The organism is Trichocoleus sp. FACHB-591, assembly GCF_014695845.1.
Classification (GTDB): Bacteria; Cyanobacteriota; Cyanobacteriia; order FACHB-46; family FACHB-46; genus Trichocoleus.
Map to the genome: position 1 here is coordinate 204305 of NZ_JACJPA010000121.1, position 17049 is coordinate 221353.

At 49.1% G+C, this 17049-nt stretch carries 19 protein-coding genes; 14 read left to right on the forward strand and 5 right to left on the reverse strand.

Annotated elements, in window-relative coordinates; translation table 11 throughout:
* Positions 1–37: 37 nt before the first annotated feature.
* The 8 genes from H6F90_RS28625 (at position 38) to H6F90_RS28660 (ending at position 6188) form a co-directional block, all read left to right on the forward strand.
* Positions 38–271 (forward strand): phycobilisome linker polypeptide, encoded by a 234-nt coding sequence (locus tag H6F90_RS28625; protein ID WP_190438242.1) that lies wholly within the window; start codon positions 38–40, stop codon positions 269–271.
* A 127-nt stretch (positions 272–398) separates the two neighbouring features.
* Positions 399–734 (forward strand): phycobilisome linker polypeptide, encoded by a 336-nt coding sequence (locus H6F90_RS28630; protein WP_190555351.1) that lies wholly within the window; start codon positions 399–401, stop codon positions 732–734.
* A 50-nt stretch (positions 735–784) separates the two neighbouring features.
* Complete coding sequence (locus H6F90_RS28635; RefSeq protein WP_190555352.1) at positions 785–1639, forward strand: HEAT repeat domain-containing protein; 855 nt, start codon at positions 785–787, stop codon at positions 1637–1639.
* Between the two features lie 86 nt (positions 1640–1725).
* Positions 1726–2394 carry a HEAT repeat domain-containing protein gene (locus H6F90_RS28640; protein ID WP_190555353.1) on the forward strand — a complete coding sequence of 223 codons (669 nt, stop codon included), beginning with the start codon at positions 1726–1728 and terminating at the stop codon, positions 2392–2394.
* A gap of 62 nt (positions 2395–2456) precedes the next feature.
* Positions 2457–3302 carry a phycobilisome rod-core linker polypeptide gene (locus tag H6F90_RS28645; protein ID WP_190555354.1) on the forward strand — a complete coding sequence of 282 codons (846 nt, stop codon included), beginning with the start codon at positions 2457–2459 and terminating at the stop codon, positions 3300–3302.
* A 65-nt stretch (positions 3303–3367) separates the two neighbouring features.
* On the forward strand, positions 3368–4111 hold the full coding sequence (locus H6F90_RS28650; protein ID WP_190438257.1) for a phycobilisome rod-core linker polypeptide: 744 nt from the start codon (positions 3368–3370) through the stop codon (positions 4109–4111).
* Positions 4112–4236: 125 nt separating this feature from the next.
* Positions 4237–4995, forward strand: a complete 759-nt coding sequence (locus H6F90_RS28655) for a phycobilisome rod-core linker polypeptide (RefSeq protein ID WP_190555355.1) — start codon at positions 4237–4239, stop codon at positions 4993–4995.
* Between the two features lie 197 nt (positions 4996–5192).
* Positions 5193–6188: a CBASS cGAMP-activated phospholipase gene (locus tag H6F90_RS28660; protein WP_190555356.1), complete on the forward strand. Its 996-nt coding sequence runs from the start codon at positions 5193–5195 to the stop codon at positions 6186–6188.
* 48 nt (positions 6189–6236) lie between these two features.
* On the opposite strand, the gene psb29 is transcribed toward H6F90_RS28660, so the two are convergent.
* The 3 genes from psb29 to hemF all read right to left on the reverse strand — a co-directional run bounded on the left by psb29 (position 6237) and on the right by hemF (position 8897).
* The gene (psb29, locus tag H6F90_RS28665) at positions 6237–6959 is read right to left on the reverse strand and encodes a photosystem II biogenesis protein Psp29 (protein ID WP_190555357.1); all 723 of its coding nucleotides are present in this window, start codon (positions 6957–6959) and stop codon (positions 6237–6239) included.
* 263 nt (positions 6960–7222) lie between these two features.
* Positions 7223–7582, reverse strand: a complete 360-nt coding sequence (locus tag H6F90_RS28670) for an STAS domain-containing protein (protein ID WP_190438263.1) — start codon at positions 7580–7582, stop codon at positions 7223–7225.
* Positions 7583–7850: 268 nt separating this feature from the next.
* Positions 7851–8897 (reverse strand): oxygen-dependent coproporphyrinogen oxidase, encoded by a 1047-nt coding sequence (gene hemF, locus H6F90_RS28675; protein ID WP_190555358.1) that lies wholly within the window; start codon positions 8895–8897, stop codon positions 7851–7853.
* Between the two features lie 587 nt (positions 8898–9484).
* Between hemF and H6F90_RS28680 the strand changes: the two genes are divergently transcribed.
* The 6 genes from H6F90_RS28680 to H6F90_RS28705 all read left to right on the forward strand — a co-directional run bounded on the left by H6F90_RS28680 (position 9485) and on the right by H6F90_RS28705 (position 15770).
* Positions 9485–9955 (forward strand): SRPBCC family protein, encoded by a 471-nt coding sequence (locus tag H6F90_RS28680; RefSeq protein ID WP_313930222.1) that lies wholly within the window; start codon positions 9485–9487, stop codon positions 9953–9955.
* A 132-nt stretch (positions 9956–10087) separates the two neighbouring features.
* Positions 10088–11155, forward strand: a complete 1068-nt coding sequence (locus H6F90_RS28685) for an Mrp/NBP35 family ATP-binding protein (RefSeq protein ID WP_190555359.1) — start codon at positions 10088–10090, stop codon at positions 11153–11155.
* A gap of 77 nt (positions 11156–11232) precedes the next feature.
* Positions 11233–12501, forward strand: coding sequence for a rod shape-determining protein RodA (gene rodA, locus H6F90_RS28690; protein ID WP_190555360.1), 1269 nt, complete (start codon positions 11233–11235; stop codon positions 12499–12501).
* Between the two features lie 169 nt (positions 12502–12670).
* The gene (locus H6F90_RS28695) at positions 12671–12868 is read left to right on the forward strand and encodes an NAD(P)H dehydrogenase subunit NdhS (RefSeq protein WP_190438286.1); all 198 of its coding nucleotides are present in this window, start codon (positions 12671–12673) and stop codon (positions 12866–12868) included.
* A 5-nt stretch (positions 12869–12873) separates the two neighbouring features.
* The gene (locus H6F90_RS28700; RefSeq protein WP_190438288.1) at positions 12874–13542 is read left to right on the forward strand and encodes an HAS-barrel domain-containing protein; all 669 of its coding nucleotides are present in this window, start codon (positions 12874–12876) and stop codon (positions 13540–13542) included.
* 125 nt (positions 13543–13667) lie between these two features.
* Entirely contained in the window at positions 13668–15770 is a 2103-nt protein-coding gene (locus H6F90_RS28705) for a cation:proton antiporter (protein ID WP_190555361.1), read from the forward strand.
* Here the strand turns inward: H6F90_RS28705 and H6F90_RS28710 are convergent.
* Positions 15767–16144: a hypothetical protein gene (locus H6F90_RS28710; RefSeq protein WP_190555362.1), complete on the reverse strand. Its 378-nt coding sequence runs from the start codon at positions 16142–16144 to the stop codon at positions 15767–15769. The two genes, H6F90_RS28705 and H6F90_RS28710, sit on opposite strands and share 4 nt — an antisense overlap.
* 217 nt (positions 16145–16361) lie before the next feature.
* Complete coding sequence (locus H6F90_RS28715) at positions 16362–16931, reverse strand: NUDIX hydrolase (protein ID WP_190555363.1); 570 nt, start codon at positions 16929–16931, stop codon at positions 16362–16364.
* Positions 16932–17049 lie beyond the last annotated feature (118 nt).

Below are 17049 nucleotides of genomic sequence, written 5' to 3' on the forward strand. Positions count from 1 at the left end.
AATCATCTAGTTCAACTTCATAGGAGCTATTGTAACGATGTTTGGTCAAACTGCTTTAGGAAAAGCTTCTTTAAGCGATTCCGCTAGTCGCATGTTTCGCTTCGAAGTTCAAGGCTTGCGCCAAAACGAAGAAGCTGACAAGCTCAACTACTCGATTCGCCGCAGCGGTAGCACCTATGTCACTGTGCCCTACGGTCGCATGAATGAAGAAATGCAGCGAATTAGCCGTTTGGGCGGCAAGATTGTCAACATCACCTCGGTCTCTGCTTAGTTAGTGCCTATGGCACCAGGGAGTGAAGCTTTTTGCTCCCATTCGATTCACACTGGTTCGATTCACAGTGGATTGATTTCGTCCCAGAGCTAATCTTCTAAGTTTTGATGAGGGAGTTGTTGCAATTATGTTTGGTCAAAGTTCCTTAGGAAGCAATACCTCGGTGGACGATTCTGCTAGCCGCATGTTTCGGGTTGAAGTGCGGGGTTTGCGTCAAACCTATCGTTCTAATAAGCTCAGCTATCCGATTCGCCGTAGTGGCAGCACTTACGTGACTGTGCCTTACGGTCGCATGAGCGAAGAGATGCAGCGGATTAATCGTTTGGGCGGCAAAATTGTCAGCATTCAGCCTTTGACTGCTGATCATCCTCAAGCAAAAGCAGAGGCGACCGCAGCGCATCAGAATATTGAGGCGACCGCAGAAGCTGATAACGTGACAGCCGCACCCGTTGCCAAAGGTTAACTTGGGTGCCATTGTCTGTTCCCTGTTCCTGTGCTGAACCTGTTAGATTCATGTCCGAAACCAGCCTACAGCAGTCTTTTGAATCTGAGTCACAACCCACTGAGTCTTCTGGCAGCGAAGCTTTAACTGTTGAGCAAGCGATCGCCAACCTCACTCATGAGGACTTGAGTCTCCGTTATTATGCTGCTTGGTGGCTGGGAAAGTTTGCCAAAGGCGAACCTGAAGTCGTTGACGCCCTGATTGCCGTCCTAGAGGATGAAGCCGATCGCACTGAGCTAGGAGGCTATCCGCTGCGGCGAAATGCGGTTCGGGCATTGGGGAAACTGGCAGACGCTCGGGCCGTACCAGGATTGTTAGGTTGTCTAGACTGCCCTGACTATTATGTGCGCGAGGCGGCAGCTCAGTCTTTAGGCATGTTGGGCGATCGCACCTGCATTCCGGTTTTGATGTCTTGGCTAGAAGGCGGTGTGGCAGCGGTGCAACTGTTTCCAGGGCGACCTCACCTGACGCAACCTGCTGAGGCAGCAATGGAAACCTTAGAAGCCTTAAAGGTGACAGAGGCGGTGCCGCTGATCGAACCCTTTCTCCAGCATTCGTTGGACCGGGTGCGGCATGGAGCAGCAAGAGCTTTATATGCGCTAACTCAAGATCCGGTTTATGGAGAACGGTTGGTTCAAGAGTTAGCCAATAGCGATCTGAAAATGCGTCGCATGATTTTGCTAGATATTGGCGCGAGTGGCTATTTGTCAGGAGCTGAGGCGATCGCCCAAGCTTCTGTCGAAAATAGCTTTAAAGTAATGGCCCTCAAAAGCTTGCTAGAAAACCATCTTAAGCAGCAGCCAGAGGCTGTCTTGGTTTCACCGTCTACTGAGCGAGTCATGAATTTGCTGGACTCATTGCTGTAGGCGGTTACGGATTTTGAGGTCATCAGCACTTAGTTCATTGATCTCCCTCACAATCCATTGCCCATCTTCTTGAACTTGATACAGCCATGACCCATTCTGCTTGTGCTTCTGATCTGATTTTTGCTATCGAACAAGCGGCTACTCCCGTTAGTTTAGTGGCGGCAGTTCAAGCTTTGGCAGAAGCGCGCCTAGAAGCAGGCATTCCCACACTTATTTCAGCGCTGGGCTACAACAACCCCGAAGCGGCTGTGATTGCAGTGCAAGGACTGGTTGAGTTAGGAGAGGCTGCGGTTCAACCTTTAATTGAGCGGTTAGATGATTACAACTATGGCGCTAGGGCTTACTCATTTAGAGCTTTAGCCGCGATCGCCGACCCTCAAGCTTTAGACGTTCTCATTAATGCCGCAGAAACTGACTTTGCTCCGAGTGTACGTCGGGCAGCGACTAAGGGAATTGGGCAACTTCACTGGTCTCAACTTCCAGATGAACAACGCCGAGCAGCTCAAGATCGGGCATTGCAGTCACTGTTGGCCTTAGTCCAGCATCCAGATTGGGACATTCGTTATGCAGCGGTAGTGGGTCTCCAAGCTTTAGCCTCCTCCGGAGAGGCAACTGAAGTGGAGCTGGCTGTACGAATCTTAGCCCAGTTCAATCACATTGCTCAAACCGATGCCGACTTAGCTGTGCGTGCTAGAGCTGAAATGGCTCAGCAGCAGCTAAACGCATTGAGCAATCAGTTGGCAGCGATCGGCTAGCGATCGGCTGTCATTTTTTGTTACTCGATACCTGTTCCTCGATACAGTGGTAAACGTTACCTATGTCTATTCCACTCCTTGAAGTTACACCCAAAACCCAGAATCAACGGGTTCCTGGTTTCGAGGTGCCCAATGAAGATGCTCCTCAGCCTTACCGCTTTAGGGAACCTGCATCCCAGTCTGATGTGCAAGAGTTGATTTGGGCGTCCTATCGCCAAATCTTCAGTGAGCACTTAATTCTAGAAGAGTATCGTCAACTCGCCTTAGAGTCCCAACTACGCAACCGTCAGCTTTCTGTGCGGGAGTTCATCCGCGCCCTCGGAAAGTCGGATGTCTACCGTCGCGAAGTTGCCGACACCAACTCGAACTATCGCTTGGTTGATATTACCTTCAAGCGCTTCTTAGGGCGGGCTACCTACGGCAAAGATGAGCAAATCGCTTGGTCAATTGTGATTGCCACACGAGGTTTGCACGGCTTCATTGACGCTGTCGTAGATAGCGATGAGTATCAGCAAAACTTTGGTGACTCCATCGTGCCTTATCAGCGCCGACGCATGGAGGGGAGACCCTTCAACTTAGTGACTCCTCGTTACAGCGACTACTGGCGGATTCAGAAGTCTACTTCAGGTAGCAGTAGTGCGTTTGCTCAAGGTCGGCAGTACCAAGCGGGCGATCGCGATATGCAAGTCATTCGCAGAGGGATTCCGGCAAGCTTCTTGAATATGGCTCAAGGTATCTTGGTGCCTCAAATGAACTATCAGCGGACAACTGACCAGGCTCGGGGTGTCGCAGCAGCTTATACATCTGGTCAGACTGCTTCTACCCATGATGTGCCACCGCCCCCCACTGTGAAGCGGACCAATGTAGCACTGCCCTATCGTTACATTCCGACTCAACCCAAGGTCTAACTCAGTCCACATTTCAAACTGATGAATCGGGGCGATCGCTTACAGGACTATTCAGGAGTTTACTGATGGCAATTCCTCTACTAGAGTACAAACCCTCTTCACAAAATCAGCGCGTTGCTGGTTATGAAGTGCCCAACGAAGATAATTCCGATATCTACAAGCTAGATAGTGGTAGCGCCAGTGATGATATTCAAGCAATCATTTGGGCTGCTTATCGTCAGGTGTTTAGTGAGCACGAAACCCTCCGCAACCACCGCCAAACGGCTTTAGAGTCTCAACTGAAAAATCGGGCGATTACAGTCCGCGATTTCATTCGGGGCTTGGCTAAGTCCGATGTGTATTGGCGGCTAGTTGTAGAAACTAATTCCAACTATCGCGTGGTGGAGTTGACCCTCAAGCGCTTGTTGGGCCGTGCTCCCTATAACAAAGATGAAGAAATCGCTTGGTCCATCAAGATTGCGACCCAAGGCTTGAGCGGCTTTGTGGATGCTTTGGTAGATAGCGAAGAATACACCCAAAACTTTGGCGACAACACGGTGCCTTATCAGCGTCGTCGTTATAAAGATCGCCCGTTCAATTTAGTCACGCCACGCTACAACAGCTACTGGCGTGACAAAGAAGAGGGCGATCGCTACAAGTGGGGCGATGTGAATAACTTCTTGGAGATGGCACGCTCACTCAAGCTGCCTCAAGCCAAGTTTGTGACCGTAAAAACCGCTAACATCCAGATTCCGAATACCACTCGCGACGCGCAGCCCACAGGCACCCTCGCTTCGATCAATACATCCGCTGGTTTTCCGATCCGCTAAAAGCGTACAATCCAAGAGAGGCGCGGAATTGGCAAATTCCTCTGGCGACGCAGTTTGCGGGTGACCCAGTTTGCACGCTCTAGGCATTGTAAGTTTTTAACTATTTTCATAAGGGAGATTCTGGCATGGCATTGCCGTTACTTGCATACAAACCAACTGCCCCAAATCACCGGGTTCGTAGCTTTGGTATTTCTGACCAAAACGAGGACACCCCTTACATCTATCGGACGGAGAACGTCAGCTCTCCCGAAGAACTGCGTCAGTTGATTTGGGCGGCTTATCGTCAAGTCTTTAACGAACAGCTGATTCTGAGATTTAACCGTCAAGTGACTTTAGAAACTCGCTTGGCAAACGGCTCCATTACGGTTCGTGACTTCATCCGGGAATTGGCAAAATCAGAGCGCTTCTACACCTTGGTGGTAGGCGTGAATGATAATTACCGCTTGGTAGAAGTTTGCTTAAAGCGCTTGCTAGGTCGTGAACCTTACAACCAAGATGAAAAGATCGCTTGGTCGATCAAGATTGGTACTCTAGGCTTCCACGGCTTCGTTGATGCCTTAGTAGATAGCGAAGAGTACACCCAAAACTTTGGGGACAGCACTGTCCCTTATCAGCGGAAGCGGATGCAGAATCGGCCTTTTACCTTCCTGCCTCGCTACGGCGAAGACTATCAGGAAGTGGCTGGAACTGCTACCACCGACTGGCGCATCACCTTGGAGAAATTCTACACTCGCAAGTTCCAAGATCGGCAGTTGCCTGAAGGCGATCCTCGTCGCTTCCGGGATGTTGCAGCTTCGATCGCACCCAAAGGCAATTATGCACAGCGGATTTCTGCTTTTGACATTGACTACCTGAACAAGGTACCTGTGCGCGGCAGACGCTAATCTTTACAGCCCGCCCCTTGGGGTTGGTAACGAGTAATTATTAACTGGGTCTAGTTACTGTTGACTAAAAACTTGGCGAATCGCGATCGCGGTTCCGTAAGTTCTCTAGATACAACAGTAGGTAGACCCAGTAGTTTTATAAATTCATGGTGTAAAGTGTTGCACTTGTTCGCACTAGTTATTTCTAGGGAAACTCTATGTCTCGCCTGATTAAAGTTTTAGCGATTGATGGCGGTGGTATCCGAGGTGTGATTCCGGCGATGCTCCTAGCCGAAATTGAGAAACGCACAGGCCAAGCGATCGCTGAGCTATTCGATGTCATTGCTGGAACCTCAACCGGTGGCATCCTAGCTTTAGGTTTAACTAAGCCCAACGCTAGCGGCAAATCTGCTTATTCGGCGGCTAATCTCGTACATTTATACGAAGCTGAAGGAGCACGGATTTTCCCCAAGTCTTCGTTGAGTAAAATACGCGGCTTAGTCAATCAAAAATATCCAGCGATCGGCATCGAAGCCGTCCTCAGGCAGTACTTTGGCGACGCCATGCTGAGCCAAGCGCTAAAGACTGTTTTGGTGCCTAGCTACGATACTGAGTTGCGGCGTCCTTATTTTTTCAAAAGTCGCAAAGCGAAGGCAGATAGCGATCGCAATTTCCCTATGGCAACTGTCGCTCGCGCCACCTCTGCGGCCCCAACTTACTTTGAGCCGCTACAAGCTAAATCGAGCCAGGGTTTAGTGCCCTCTACCTTCATTGACGGTGGCGTGTTTGCTAACAATCCCGCCATGTGTGCTTACGTGGAAGCTAGAAAAAATCACCCAGAAGCCCATGATTTTTTGGTGGTTTCACTCGGCACAGGTGAACTAACTACTAGTTTCAACTATGCTCAGATCAAAAATTGGGGCTTACTAGAGTGGGCACGCCCTATTTTTAATATTGTTTCAGATGGTGTTAGTGACACCGTAGACTATCAATTACAAGAGTTGCTAGCTAACGAGGAAACCCCACCGCGCTACTACCGTTTTCAGGCTTCACTGCATGCTCTCGGTAAGCTCGATCGCGGTAACCACATCGATAATGCCAGTCCCGAAAATATTGCTTTCCTCAAGCGAATTGCTCAAAACACGATTCACACCAATGAGCGGGAACTGAACTCATTATGTCAGCAGCTAGTTGCTGGACTAGTCATTAGCTAGCCTGCTTCACCAATCGAACAAGCTAGCTGAGGGTTAGTTGAGGTTGCCTTAAGCGGAGGGAGCTTCGTCTCTAGGAGCATCAGCAATGGCTGCTTCACTCTTGGCCTGTGCTCTTTGCTCACGTTGTTTGCGATCGGCGTTGAGGATATCTTCCATCGCTGCTTGCGCCTGAGCCATTTTCTCCAAATTGCTGCGGTAGAGTTCCAGATCTTTTTGCACTTTATCCTCTGGCAAGTGCAGTGTGGCTCCTACTTGCTTCAGAAACTCAGTGCGCTGCTTTTCATCCTTCACCATTTCTGGGTCAGCCAACTCCAGAATCGTGAATAAGCCAATGGCAAACAAGCGACTATATTTGAACTTAGAACTGGCAGCGATCGCTTGCAGGGTCTCTTGGAGCGCTTGACCACCCTCTAGGCTGCTAAGTTGCCCAGTCGGGGAAATTAACTCTTGGGCCGACACCTGAGTCGCTAAAGTTTTTAATTGTTCAGCATCTTGACGATACTTTTGAGGATCGGCTCCTAAAGCTTGACAAAGGGCATTGAAAATTGAGACTTTATCTTGCTCAGGACGATAGCCTTGCATAAAACGGTCAAAGGAAGACACAACCCCCAACGCGTAAATTGGGTCGTAGTGAAAGTCAACATTGACCGAAAGCAAGTGCATTTCTACCATCAACTCTTCCACCACTCGTCGATAGATCGAGTTGATGGGACGGGTATGAACCGTATAGAAGTTGCGCTTAGTATCGGAGACGGTGCGAACGTTATTCACAGGAAGCATTCAGGGGATCAGTAACTTCATTGTCTCGCTTGGCGGGAGGTTTGCCAAGGCAACAGCACGCCAATCAAGGATGGCTGTCTCTGTATTCTACAATTTGAGATTGCAGAGACTCGCCTACTCTGAAATTTTCACCTGAATGAGTGGCCTTAGCCTACTACCTTGGTGGTGAATTTGAGCACCACGACCCAACGATCGCTGAGGCAACTTGATTTGCGCATCTGCGGTTATGGCAAGGTCCGATTAGAGCAATATATTTAGCTAGCAATGCCCCTAGGTACGCCTTCTAAAGCCTCTTCCTCAGTTTCAAAAATTTCAAAAACTGAGTCCATCATGGTGACTTCAAAGACTAGCTTGGCTTCTGGATGGACGTTACAAATACGGAAGCTGCCTTTGACTTTTTCCGCATCGCGCATCCCTGCAACCAGAGAGGTGAGACCAGAACTGTCAATAAAATTGACCTGGCCTAAGTTCACCACTACATGGCGGCTCAATTTGGAAATACATTCCTGTAACTTTAAGCGAAACTGCCAGGCGGTTGTAATGTCTAAGCGTCCGGTGGGGGTTAAGACAATGACTGTAGTACCGTCTTGGGTTGTGTAAGTTCTCTGCTCCATTGGGATCGCTGATCCTCCCCTAGCAATAATGGGTATTTGGGAAATGAACTGGTGCTGGCAATAACTGAGAAGATCAAGAGCAGCCGCAACTTAAATAAAATTGAGCTACTGATCCGTAGATTAGTGGATACCAGCCATTGTTAAGCCTGTAGACTCCCCGAGTTAGACACGAGTTGCGCCTTATCTATAGTTGGCAGGTGGCAGAGGTTTATAACAGATCGGGCAGAAAAATTTCTGGCGATCGCAGCCCTACCTCCCGTAGTTTACCTCAGCTCTCAGAGGCGGGAGAAAACCAGTTAACCCAGTCTTGCGGCTTGAGAAAGGTTTGGTACAGCTCAGCTTCAGGGGTGTTGGGTTCTGGTTCGTAACCATACTCCCAACGTACGAGGGGCGGGAGAGACATCAAAATTGATTCGGTGCGGCCATTGGTTTGTAGACCAAAAATGGTGCCTCGGTCGTAGACCAAATTGAACTCGACGTAACGACCCCGACGATAAAGCTGGAAATTCCGTTCGCGATCGCCATACTCAGTACCTTGTCTGCGCTCTGCAATGGGCACATAGGCGGGCAAGAAAGCCTGACCGCAGGACTGAATGAAGCCAAAAATTTCCTCCCAGCTACGGCTACCGATCTGACCTACTTGATTGCTATGGAGTGCCGCTGGGCCGTCTGCCGCTGGACCGCGATACAAGTGATTAGTGAGTCCATCTTGATAGTCGAAGAAGATGCCGCCAACCCCTCGCGTTTCTTGGCGATGGTTTAAGTAGAAGTATTCGTCGCACCACAGCTTAAAGGTGGGGTAGTACTCAGGATGGTGAGCATCACAAGCTTGCTTCAGAGTTTGGTGAAAATGCACCACATCTTCAGCAAAAGGATAGTAAGGGGTTAGGTCAATGCCACCACCGAACCACCAAACGGGACCCGCTTCAAAATAACGGTAGTTGAGATGCACCGTGGGGATGTAGGGATTTCGGGGGTGCAGCACCATGGAAGTGCCTGTGGCATAAAACTTGTGACCCGCCGCTTCTGGTCGTTGAACCAGCACCGAGGGGGGGAGATGAGTACCCCAAACTTCGGAGAAGTTCACCCCTCCCTGCTCAAACACTCTGCCTTCTCGCATCACCCGCGATCGCCCACCACCGCCTTCGGGCCGTTCCCAGGCATCTTCTTGAAACGTTGCTTGCCCGTCTAGCTGTTCCAAACCTTGGCAAATTTGGTCTTGCAGGTCTTTCAAGAATTGGCTGACCTGCTGCCGTGAGTCAGTAGGAAGGGTCAGTTTAGATGCAGTTGCCTCAGGAGTGGAAGAAGTAGTCATAACCTTCAGTGCAATACCGTTAAAAATTTTGGCTGGCGTGCTGGAATCTCAACAGAACTTAAAAATGATTGCAAGCCCGAAGTTTAGCTGGGCTTAGTTAGGCTGAGTGAAATGCATCAAGACCCAGTTTCAAGGTCTTCGAGTGCGTAAACTTCTATAGAGTTTTATCGAGAGAATCGCAAAAAGCTTAACAGATAGCCGCACAAAATTGGCGAACTTGATACGTTTTTACAACATTATCTAGCAGTCTAACTTTTCCCTGGATTACTCTGAAACTTATTCTCTGCGGTTGGATTAATGTGGGGGCGCGAAGGTCGTTGATTTTGCCTGCTAGAGCTCAGTTTAAATGGCTTAATAACACACAAAATCTGTGGCGTCGTTGATCTATCTTTAGTGCGATCGCACCTGATTGTGACAATCGCTATGATGGCTGATCCGAGATGAGCGATCGCAATTGTTAGGATCGAGCTAGGCAGCGATCGCGCTATCCCAACCTGTTGAAGTGACTCGATGCGGGAACGAAAATGGCAAAATTTTTAACTAAACTGCGACTTCGGCGTCATCGGATCAGGTTTCAGTATTCTTTGGTGAGAACTTATCAAGCGCTCAGTACGGCTTCTGTAGAAGACCTATGGTGCAAGATTGGTGACCTCACCGATGTGTCTTGGCATCCTTTACTGGCTAGCACTGATGTCCCGCATGGCTTGGTCGTGAAACCAGGGCTAATTTATCGAGCCGTGACGCGCTTGAGTCCGATTCCAGTTCGGATTTTTGTGGAGCGGGTGAATCCAGGAGAATTACTCAGCGTCCGAATTTTAGCAATTCCTGGGGTGGAAGAACGTGTTACCTACCAGGTTGAATCAACGGTTTGTGGAACCCGTGTATCTTACTCAGTGACGTTGCGTGGTTGGCTTTCCCCTTTAATTTGGTCCTTGACTCAACCTTACGCAGCTAGGGTGGCAACAAAATTGGTGCAAGCGGCAGAGCAAGCAGCCCTATCCACAGTGCCAGTTGATGCCAGGACGCGATCGCCCGGAAATAGTTGTTTTGATTTTTGATAGGCGATTCGGCAGTCGCGATCGCCTACAGACACGAATCCACTCTCGGTAACGGTAAGATTGCACTAGAGGACAAAGCCACTTACCTTATATCCTCCCGTTGCAGTTAGGGTGGAGAATTTATAATCTCGTATGCTTAATGCTGATTCAGTTCTAGAAGTTCTACGCCCCGTTCAAGACCCTGAACTTCGCAAGAGTTTGGTGGAGTTGAATATGATTCGCAACGTCGCGATCGCAGATGGCACAGTTAGCTTTACCTTGGTGCTCACAACACCCGCTTGCCCCCTGCGCGAATTTATTGTGGAAGATTGTCAGAGAGCAGTCAAAACCCTACCTGGAGTTCAAGAAGTCAAGGTAGAGGTCACTGCTGAAACTCCACACCAAAAGTCGCTACCCGATCGCACTGGCATTGAAGGTGTGAAAAATATTGTTGCGATTTCCAGCGGTAAGGGTGGTGTTGGCAAAAGCACTGTAGCAGTGAACGTGGCAGTAGCCTTGGCCCAAGCGGGAGCCAAAGTAGGACTGATCGATGCAGATATTTATGGTCCCAACGCTCCGACGATGCTAGGTCTAGCTGATGCTCAAGTGATGGTTTCTAAAGGTCCTCAAGGAGATATTCTGGAGCCTGCCTTTAACCACGGCGTTAAGCTGGTTTCAATGGGCTTTTTGATTGACCCTGACCAGCCTGTAATTTGGCGGGGACCAATGCTGAATGGCATCATTCGGCAGTTTCTCTATCAGACGCAGTGGGGTGACCTAGACTACCTGATTGTGGATATGCCACCTGGGACGGGGGATGCTCAACTGACGCTGGCGCAAGCGGTACCGATGGCTGGCGCGGTGATTGTCACGACCCCGCAAACGGTCGCGCTATTAGACTCCCGCCGAGGCTTAAAGATGTTCCAGCAAATGGGAGTGCCTGTCTTGGGCATTGTAGAGAACATGAGCTACTTTATTCCTCCTGACATGCCCGATCGCCAATATGACATTTTTGGTTCAGAAGGTGGAGCGAAGGCGGCTCAAGAGCTAGGTGTACCTTTGCTAGGATGTGTGCCGCTAGAAATTCCGCTCCGACAAGGAGGCGATCGCGGCCTACCGATTACAGTTGGTGATCCTGATTCAGCCTCAGCCAAAGCTTTAAAGGCAATTGCTCAACAAATTGCGGCAAAAGTTTCTGTCGCCGCGCTGGCATCAGCGTAATAGATGTTTATGGTGATTGGGACAACCCAGTTACCTCCCTAACAGCCTTCGACTTAAACTTGACCATTTGCTAGAACATGTTGCAGAAATCGCTAGCCCGGATTCGCTGGAAATCTTTAATTCAACCTTGGCAAGAGACTGACGGCTGGTTGTTTTTTCTCCCTATTGGTCTCACGTTCCTCGGTGGCGTGATGATTTATAGCACCGAGTTGAATCAAGGCTGGACAGACTGGTGGCAACACTGGCTGATCGGCGGCATTGGGTTAGTGCTGGCGTTAGTAATCTCTAGGTGCCGCTACGAAAACTTATTGCAGTGGCGTTGGGTGATCTACGGCATCACCAATGCATCTCTGCTAGCCGTTATGTTTATCGGCACCACAGCGCTGGGAGCCCAGCGCTGGATTACGATTGCTGGTTTTAACATTCAGCCGTCTGAGTTTGCCAAGTTAGGCATGATTATTACCTTGGCGGCCATGTTGCACGGGCGGACTGCTTCCACCCTGACTGCGGCGATTCAGACTTTAGCAGTGACGGCGCTGCCTTGGGGCTTAGTCTTTTTGCAGCCAGATTTGGGTACGTCGCTGGTCTTTGGGGCAATTACCATTGGTATGCTCTATTGGGGAAACGCCAATCCTGGTTGGCTGGTGCTGCTGATTTCTCCAATTGTTTCGGCCATCCTGTTTAATGTCTTTTTCTCTAGTTGGTTGCTGGGTTTGGAGCTTATCTGGGTGGTGGCGATGGGGGCGATCGCCTGGATGACCTTGCCTTGGCCTAGGCTCGGAGCGCTAGGGGCAGTGGCTGTTAACCTGATCTCTGGAGCGCTAGGGCATGTTCTCTGGGGATTGCTCAAGGATTACCAGAAAGACCGCCTAATTTTGTTCTTAGATCCAGACAAAGACCCCTTGGGCGGCGGCTATCACTTGATTCAATCTCGGATCGCGATCGGAGCGGGCGAGTGGTGGGGCCGAGGGTTCATGAAAGGCACTCAGACGCAGCTCAACTTTATCCCAGAGCAACATACCGACTTTATCTTTTCTGCCATTGGTGAGGAACTTGGTTTTATTGGTTCTTTTCTGGTGTTGCTCGCTTTTTGGTTGGTCTGCCTGCGGCTGATTATGGTGGCGCAGAATGCCAAGGACAACTTCGGTTCGTTGCTAGCAGTGGGTGTGTTTTCCATGCTAGTGTTCCAGGTTGTCGTGAACGTCGGGATGACCATTGGCTTGGCTCCCGTAACTGGAATTCCCCTGCCTTGGATGAGTTATGGGCGATCGGCACTCTTAACCAACTTCGTCGCGATCGGCTTGGTGCAATCGGTGGCAAATTACCGCCAAAGGCTAAAGTTCTAGAGCGGCAGAATTAGGCTAGCTGCTAGTACTTTACTCAATTGGATTTGTTGAGTGGGCCTCGCCTAACCAACAACCAAAACTAACACGGTGAAATACTAGTAAGCTATTTAGAAGAGAAGCGACTCCAGTCACTCCATCCTATTCACTGAACACCTATTCACTGAACACTATGATTTTGCCTGGCTCAGCAGTTCGTGTGACCAGCACCTCTGATATTTACTACGGCTTCCAAGGTCTTGTGCAGCGTGTAACCGATGGCAAGGCAGCCGTCTTGTTTGAAGGAGGTAACTGGGACAAGTTGGTTACGTTTCGTTTATCGCAGTTAGAGTTGGTAGACGCAACTGCGGGCCGCAAGAAAGCGAAGTAGCACTTATGCGGTTGCCCCTACCCCAATTTGCTCACCAAAATCGCCCACCGAATCACATTGCTGAAGTGATTGAGACGGCGACGACGGAGTTTTTGGCGCAGTGCTTGGAACCGGAAGACTTAAGTTTTCCGGTCATGCCGCCTTTTGGCAGTTGGGTACGCTCTATTGATGAAGAGTCGGGGAATCACGTTTATGCTGTGGTGTATCATGCCACGACGAGCCCGATCGATTCAGTGCATCGGGCGCGGGCTTTAGGGTTGTCGTTGCAAGATTTACGCGAGCAGCAACCCCAGATTTTTGCCATGCTGAAAACAGAGTTTCGAGCCGCGATCGTTGGATTTCGGCCTTGCGAAACTGGAGTAGCTGGGACACAACGCCTGAGTGAAACGATTTATCAGCACTTGCCGCCTCGACCGCCGCAAATTCATCAAGCAGTATATGTTTGTGAATCAGAGGAAGTGCTGCACTTTAGTGAAAAGCTAGATTTTTTGCGAGCTTTGCTACAAGTGAATGGAGCTCCAGTCGATGCGTTAACTGCGGCAGCCATTCGAGAGATTTATCAATTACGCCAAGCCGATCGCACCTGGCTAGTGAACGCGGGACGCACTTTGAGTGTGTTACTCAAAGATGATTACGATCGCCTGCGAGTAATCTTGAGTCAGATCCACCTATAGGTATTTACTTCTTCTTCCTTTAGAGCCTTAAGGTTTGGAATGATGCGGACAAGTCAGCACTCAAGCAAGACTTTCCGTGTAATGCCTGAGAGCTGCTGGCACTCATTCACTTTAATGGACGCTCTATGGAATCGATTTTGAAATTTTTTGAGGAACCCATCGTTTCGTTTGCGGTTCTCCTAGCAGTAATTCTGACTGTACCTATCCTAGTAGAGCGGTTCCGGATACCAGGCTTAGTAGGGTTGTTAGCAGCAGGGGTGGTTTTAGGGCCGAATGGCTTGCACTTGCTGCAAAAAGAGTCGGAAACGCTCAGCCTGCTGGCGGAAATTGGGTTGCTCTATTTGATGTTTGTGTCGGGTCTGGAAGTCGATATTGAAGAGTTCCGCCGCAAAAAATATCGTTCGATTGGGTATGGTAGCCTGACTTTTGCCATACCCCTAATATTTGGCACGGTTGTAGGTCGCCTATTTGGGTTTGACTGGAACGCTTCGGTCTTGATCGGTTCGTTGTTTGCTTCTCACACTTTGCTGGCTTACCCAATGGTCAGCCGCTTAGGGGTGGTGTCCAATGAGGCGGTGACGGTGACGATTGGAGCGACTATTTTTACCGATGTCGGGTCACTGTTAGTTCTGGCAATTTGTATTGGGATTAATGCGGGTGATTTTACCGCTACCAAACTAGCAATCTTACTCGGCTCTCTAGCAATTTACTCAGTAGTGGTGCTGTTTGGGTTTGATTGGGCAGGTCGTCAATTCTTTAAACGCACTGGAGATGACGAAGGCAATCAGTTTTTATTCGTCTTGTTAGCCATCTTCCTAGCTTCTCTAGGGGCACAACTCATTGGGGTTGAGAAGATTGTGGGGGCTTTCCTCGCAGGTTTAGCAGTTAATGATGCTGTTGGTCAAAGCCCCGTTAAAGAAAAAGTGGTATTTGTCGGTAGCGTTTTATTTATTCCAATTTTCTTTGTTAACTTAGGTCTGCTGATTGATATTCCTGCTTTCATCGCCAGCATCTCCTCGATTTGGTTAACCCTAGCGATCGTCACTGGCTTAATTATTAGCAAGTTCTTGGCTGCCTATGGCGCAAAACTGTTATATCACTATAACCAAGACGAATTGCTCACGATGTGGTCGATGTCGATGCCTCAAGTAGGGGCAACTTTGGCTGCAACTTTGGTAGGCTATCGAGCTGGCATGTTGACTGAAGGCGTGCTGAATAGCGTCATTGTGTTGATGCTAGTAACTGCTACTTTAGGTCCCTTAATTACGAGTCGGGTTGCTCCCAAGCTGATTACTTCAGACACGACATTGGAGCCTGATACTACGCCCAGTAATTGGGGTGCTGGCACAACCGATCATCCTTTTACGGTGGTGGTTCCGGTTTATAACCCTAAAACCGAGCAGTATTTAATTGAGATGGCAGCGATGCTGGCTCGCTATGAGTCGGGGCGGATTGTCCCTTTAGCGATCGCCACAGCTCAAGCCAACATGGATACTCCCACCATCGGTGCGGCAATGGAGCGCAGTGAAGCCTTGCTAGCCAATGCTAAAGCTGTCAGTCGAGAAATCGGAGTTGAAGCCGAGCCATTATTGCGAATTGATGATGGAATCGCTCAAGGAATTAGCCGTGCTAGCCGAGAACAAGATGCCAGCCTCATTGTGATGGGTTGGGGACGGCGAACTGGGTTCCGGGCTCGTCTATTCGGGAATGTGCTAGACAGCGTGCTTTGGTCGTCCCACTGTCCAGTCGCAATTACCCGCCTGTTAAACTCTCCCAGCACCATGCAGCGCATTTTGGTGCCGGTTGATAACTTGGGATCTACATCTAGCAGAACGGTGCAATTTGCTCAAATGCTAGCCGCCGCCAATCAAGCCACTGTGACGCTGCTCCATATCACCGATCGCCGAGCTTCAGCGGGCAAAAGAGCTTGGACTGAATCACAATTAGCGATGTCCGTAGCGAAATGGGCACCCCAGCTGAAGCCAGAGATTCAGGTGGTGAGTAGTGATAATGTCGTGACGGCCATTTTGCAGGCTGCTAAATCTTGCGATTTGGTGGTGTTGCGATCGCTCCGCCGTCGGACTAACGCTGGACTCGATATTAGTGATGTCACCACCCAAGTCGCTCAACAATTGACCTGTTCCGTGGTGCTGTTAGGAGAACCTCAGCGATCGCAACCTGGTGTACTAGTGAATCCAACTCGGGACCAGTTGGCTACCCAGGCTTAGATCAACACGAGACAACAAGGGCTTAATACAGTCTTGGCCCGCTCGTTGAGAAGTAATTGGCCGTTTTCGCTCACACTGATATCTCTACCGGGCAAAAAGCCTTTACCGATCAGCCGTTGGTAGATCGCAGGAGAGGTGATGCTGCGGATTTCTGCCATCACATCGGCAGGAACTAAGTGTTCGACTGCCCAAAAAAAGGAATCAGTGTCAAAACTAATTAAACGCTCAAAACTGACGAGCAATACTCCTGCTACCTCTACAAGAGTTAATTGGCTTTTGAGATTGGCTATGAGATCTCTACCGACGTGAGTGTTGCGGATCATCATAGCCAAAGCCATTCTTTCGATTTCTTGCTCTAACTTCAAGTCGCTCATGTTGGGCACTAAGTCAATTCTTAAGGAATTGTGATTTTGCCAAGTATACCTGAAGGCAGATAAAAAATAGCTCCCAAGATAGACGCAAATACTAGTATTTTTTAACCAATTTTTATTTCTCTAAAAAAGAAATCTTTAGAAGTAGCTGTTTAGTTTCTAGAAGAATTGCTGAGACTGCTTTTTGGGAAAAATAGCTCAATTTGTAAAGAAATAAAAACTATGGCACCAGTGGAATTGAAACCTTAAGAAATTGCATACCCAAAAATAAAGCGGCGATCGTTCCAGAAACGCAAATTTCTCCACTCCATATCCTTTCTGATAATTCTTCCACCGGGATTAAAACAACTTCAATGGCTTCAGTCATATCAAGGTTTTGTTCAGCAAAAACAAAAGCATTTTGCGCGAGAAATAAGTGAATTTGGTTAGTATCTTTGACGGGGTTGTCGTGGAGCGTTGCCAGCTTTACTAAATGCTCAGCTTTATAACCTGTTTCTTCTTGTAGCTCTCTCTGGGCAGCAACTTCTGGGCTTTCAGTTTCGGGGTCAAACGTGCCCGCTGGGAGTTCTAATAAGATTTCCCCCACCCCGTGGCGATATTGCCGCACAAAGACAACTTTTTGGTTCGGCGTGATCGCAAGCACCAAAGCCACATCAGGTCGAACCACAACAAAATAGTCATCAATTAATTGCTGATTAGCTAGTCTCACGGTGTCTTGGCGGACTCGGCACCATTTGTGCTCAAAGACCATGCGTGAAGTTAAGGTCTGCCATTTGGAAATCGGCTGCATAACTTTAAGGTTTTCTGGTAGTTCTGGAAGGGAAAGAATGTATGCAAAGAGAATAAGCAAATCTAGGCTAGATCTCCTGCTGCCATAAAATCTGCCCCTATTGGCAAGCCATGAATAC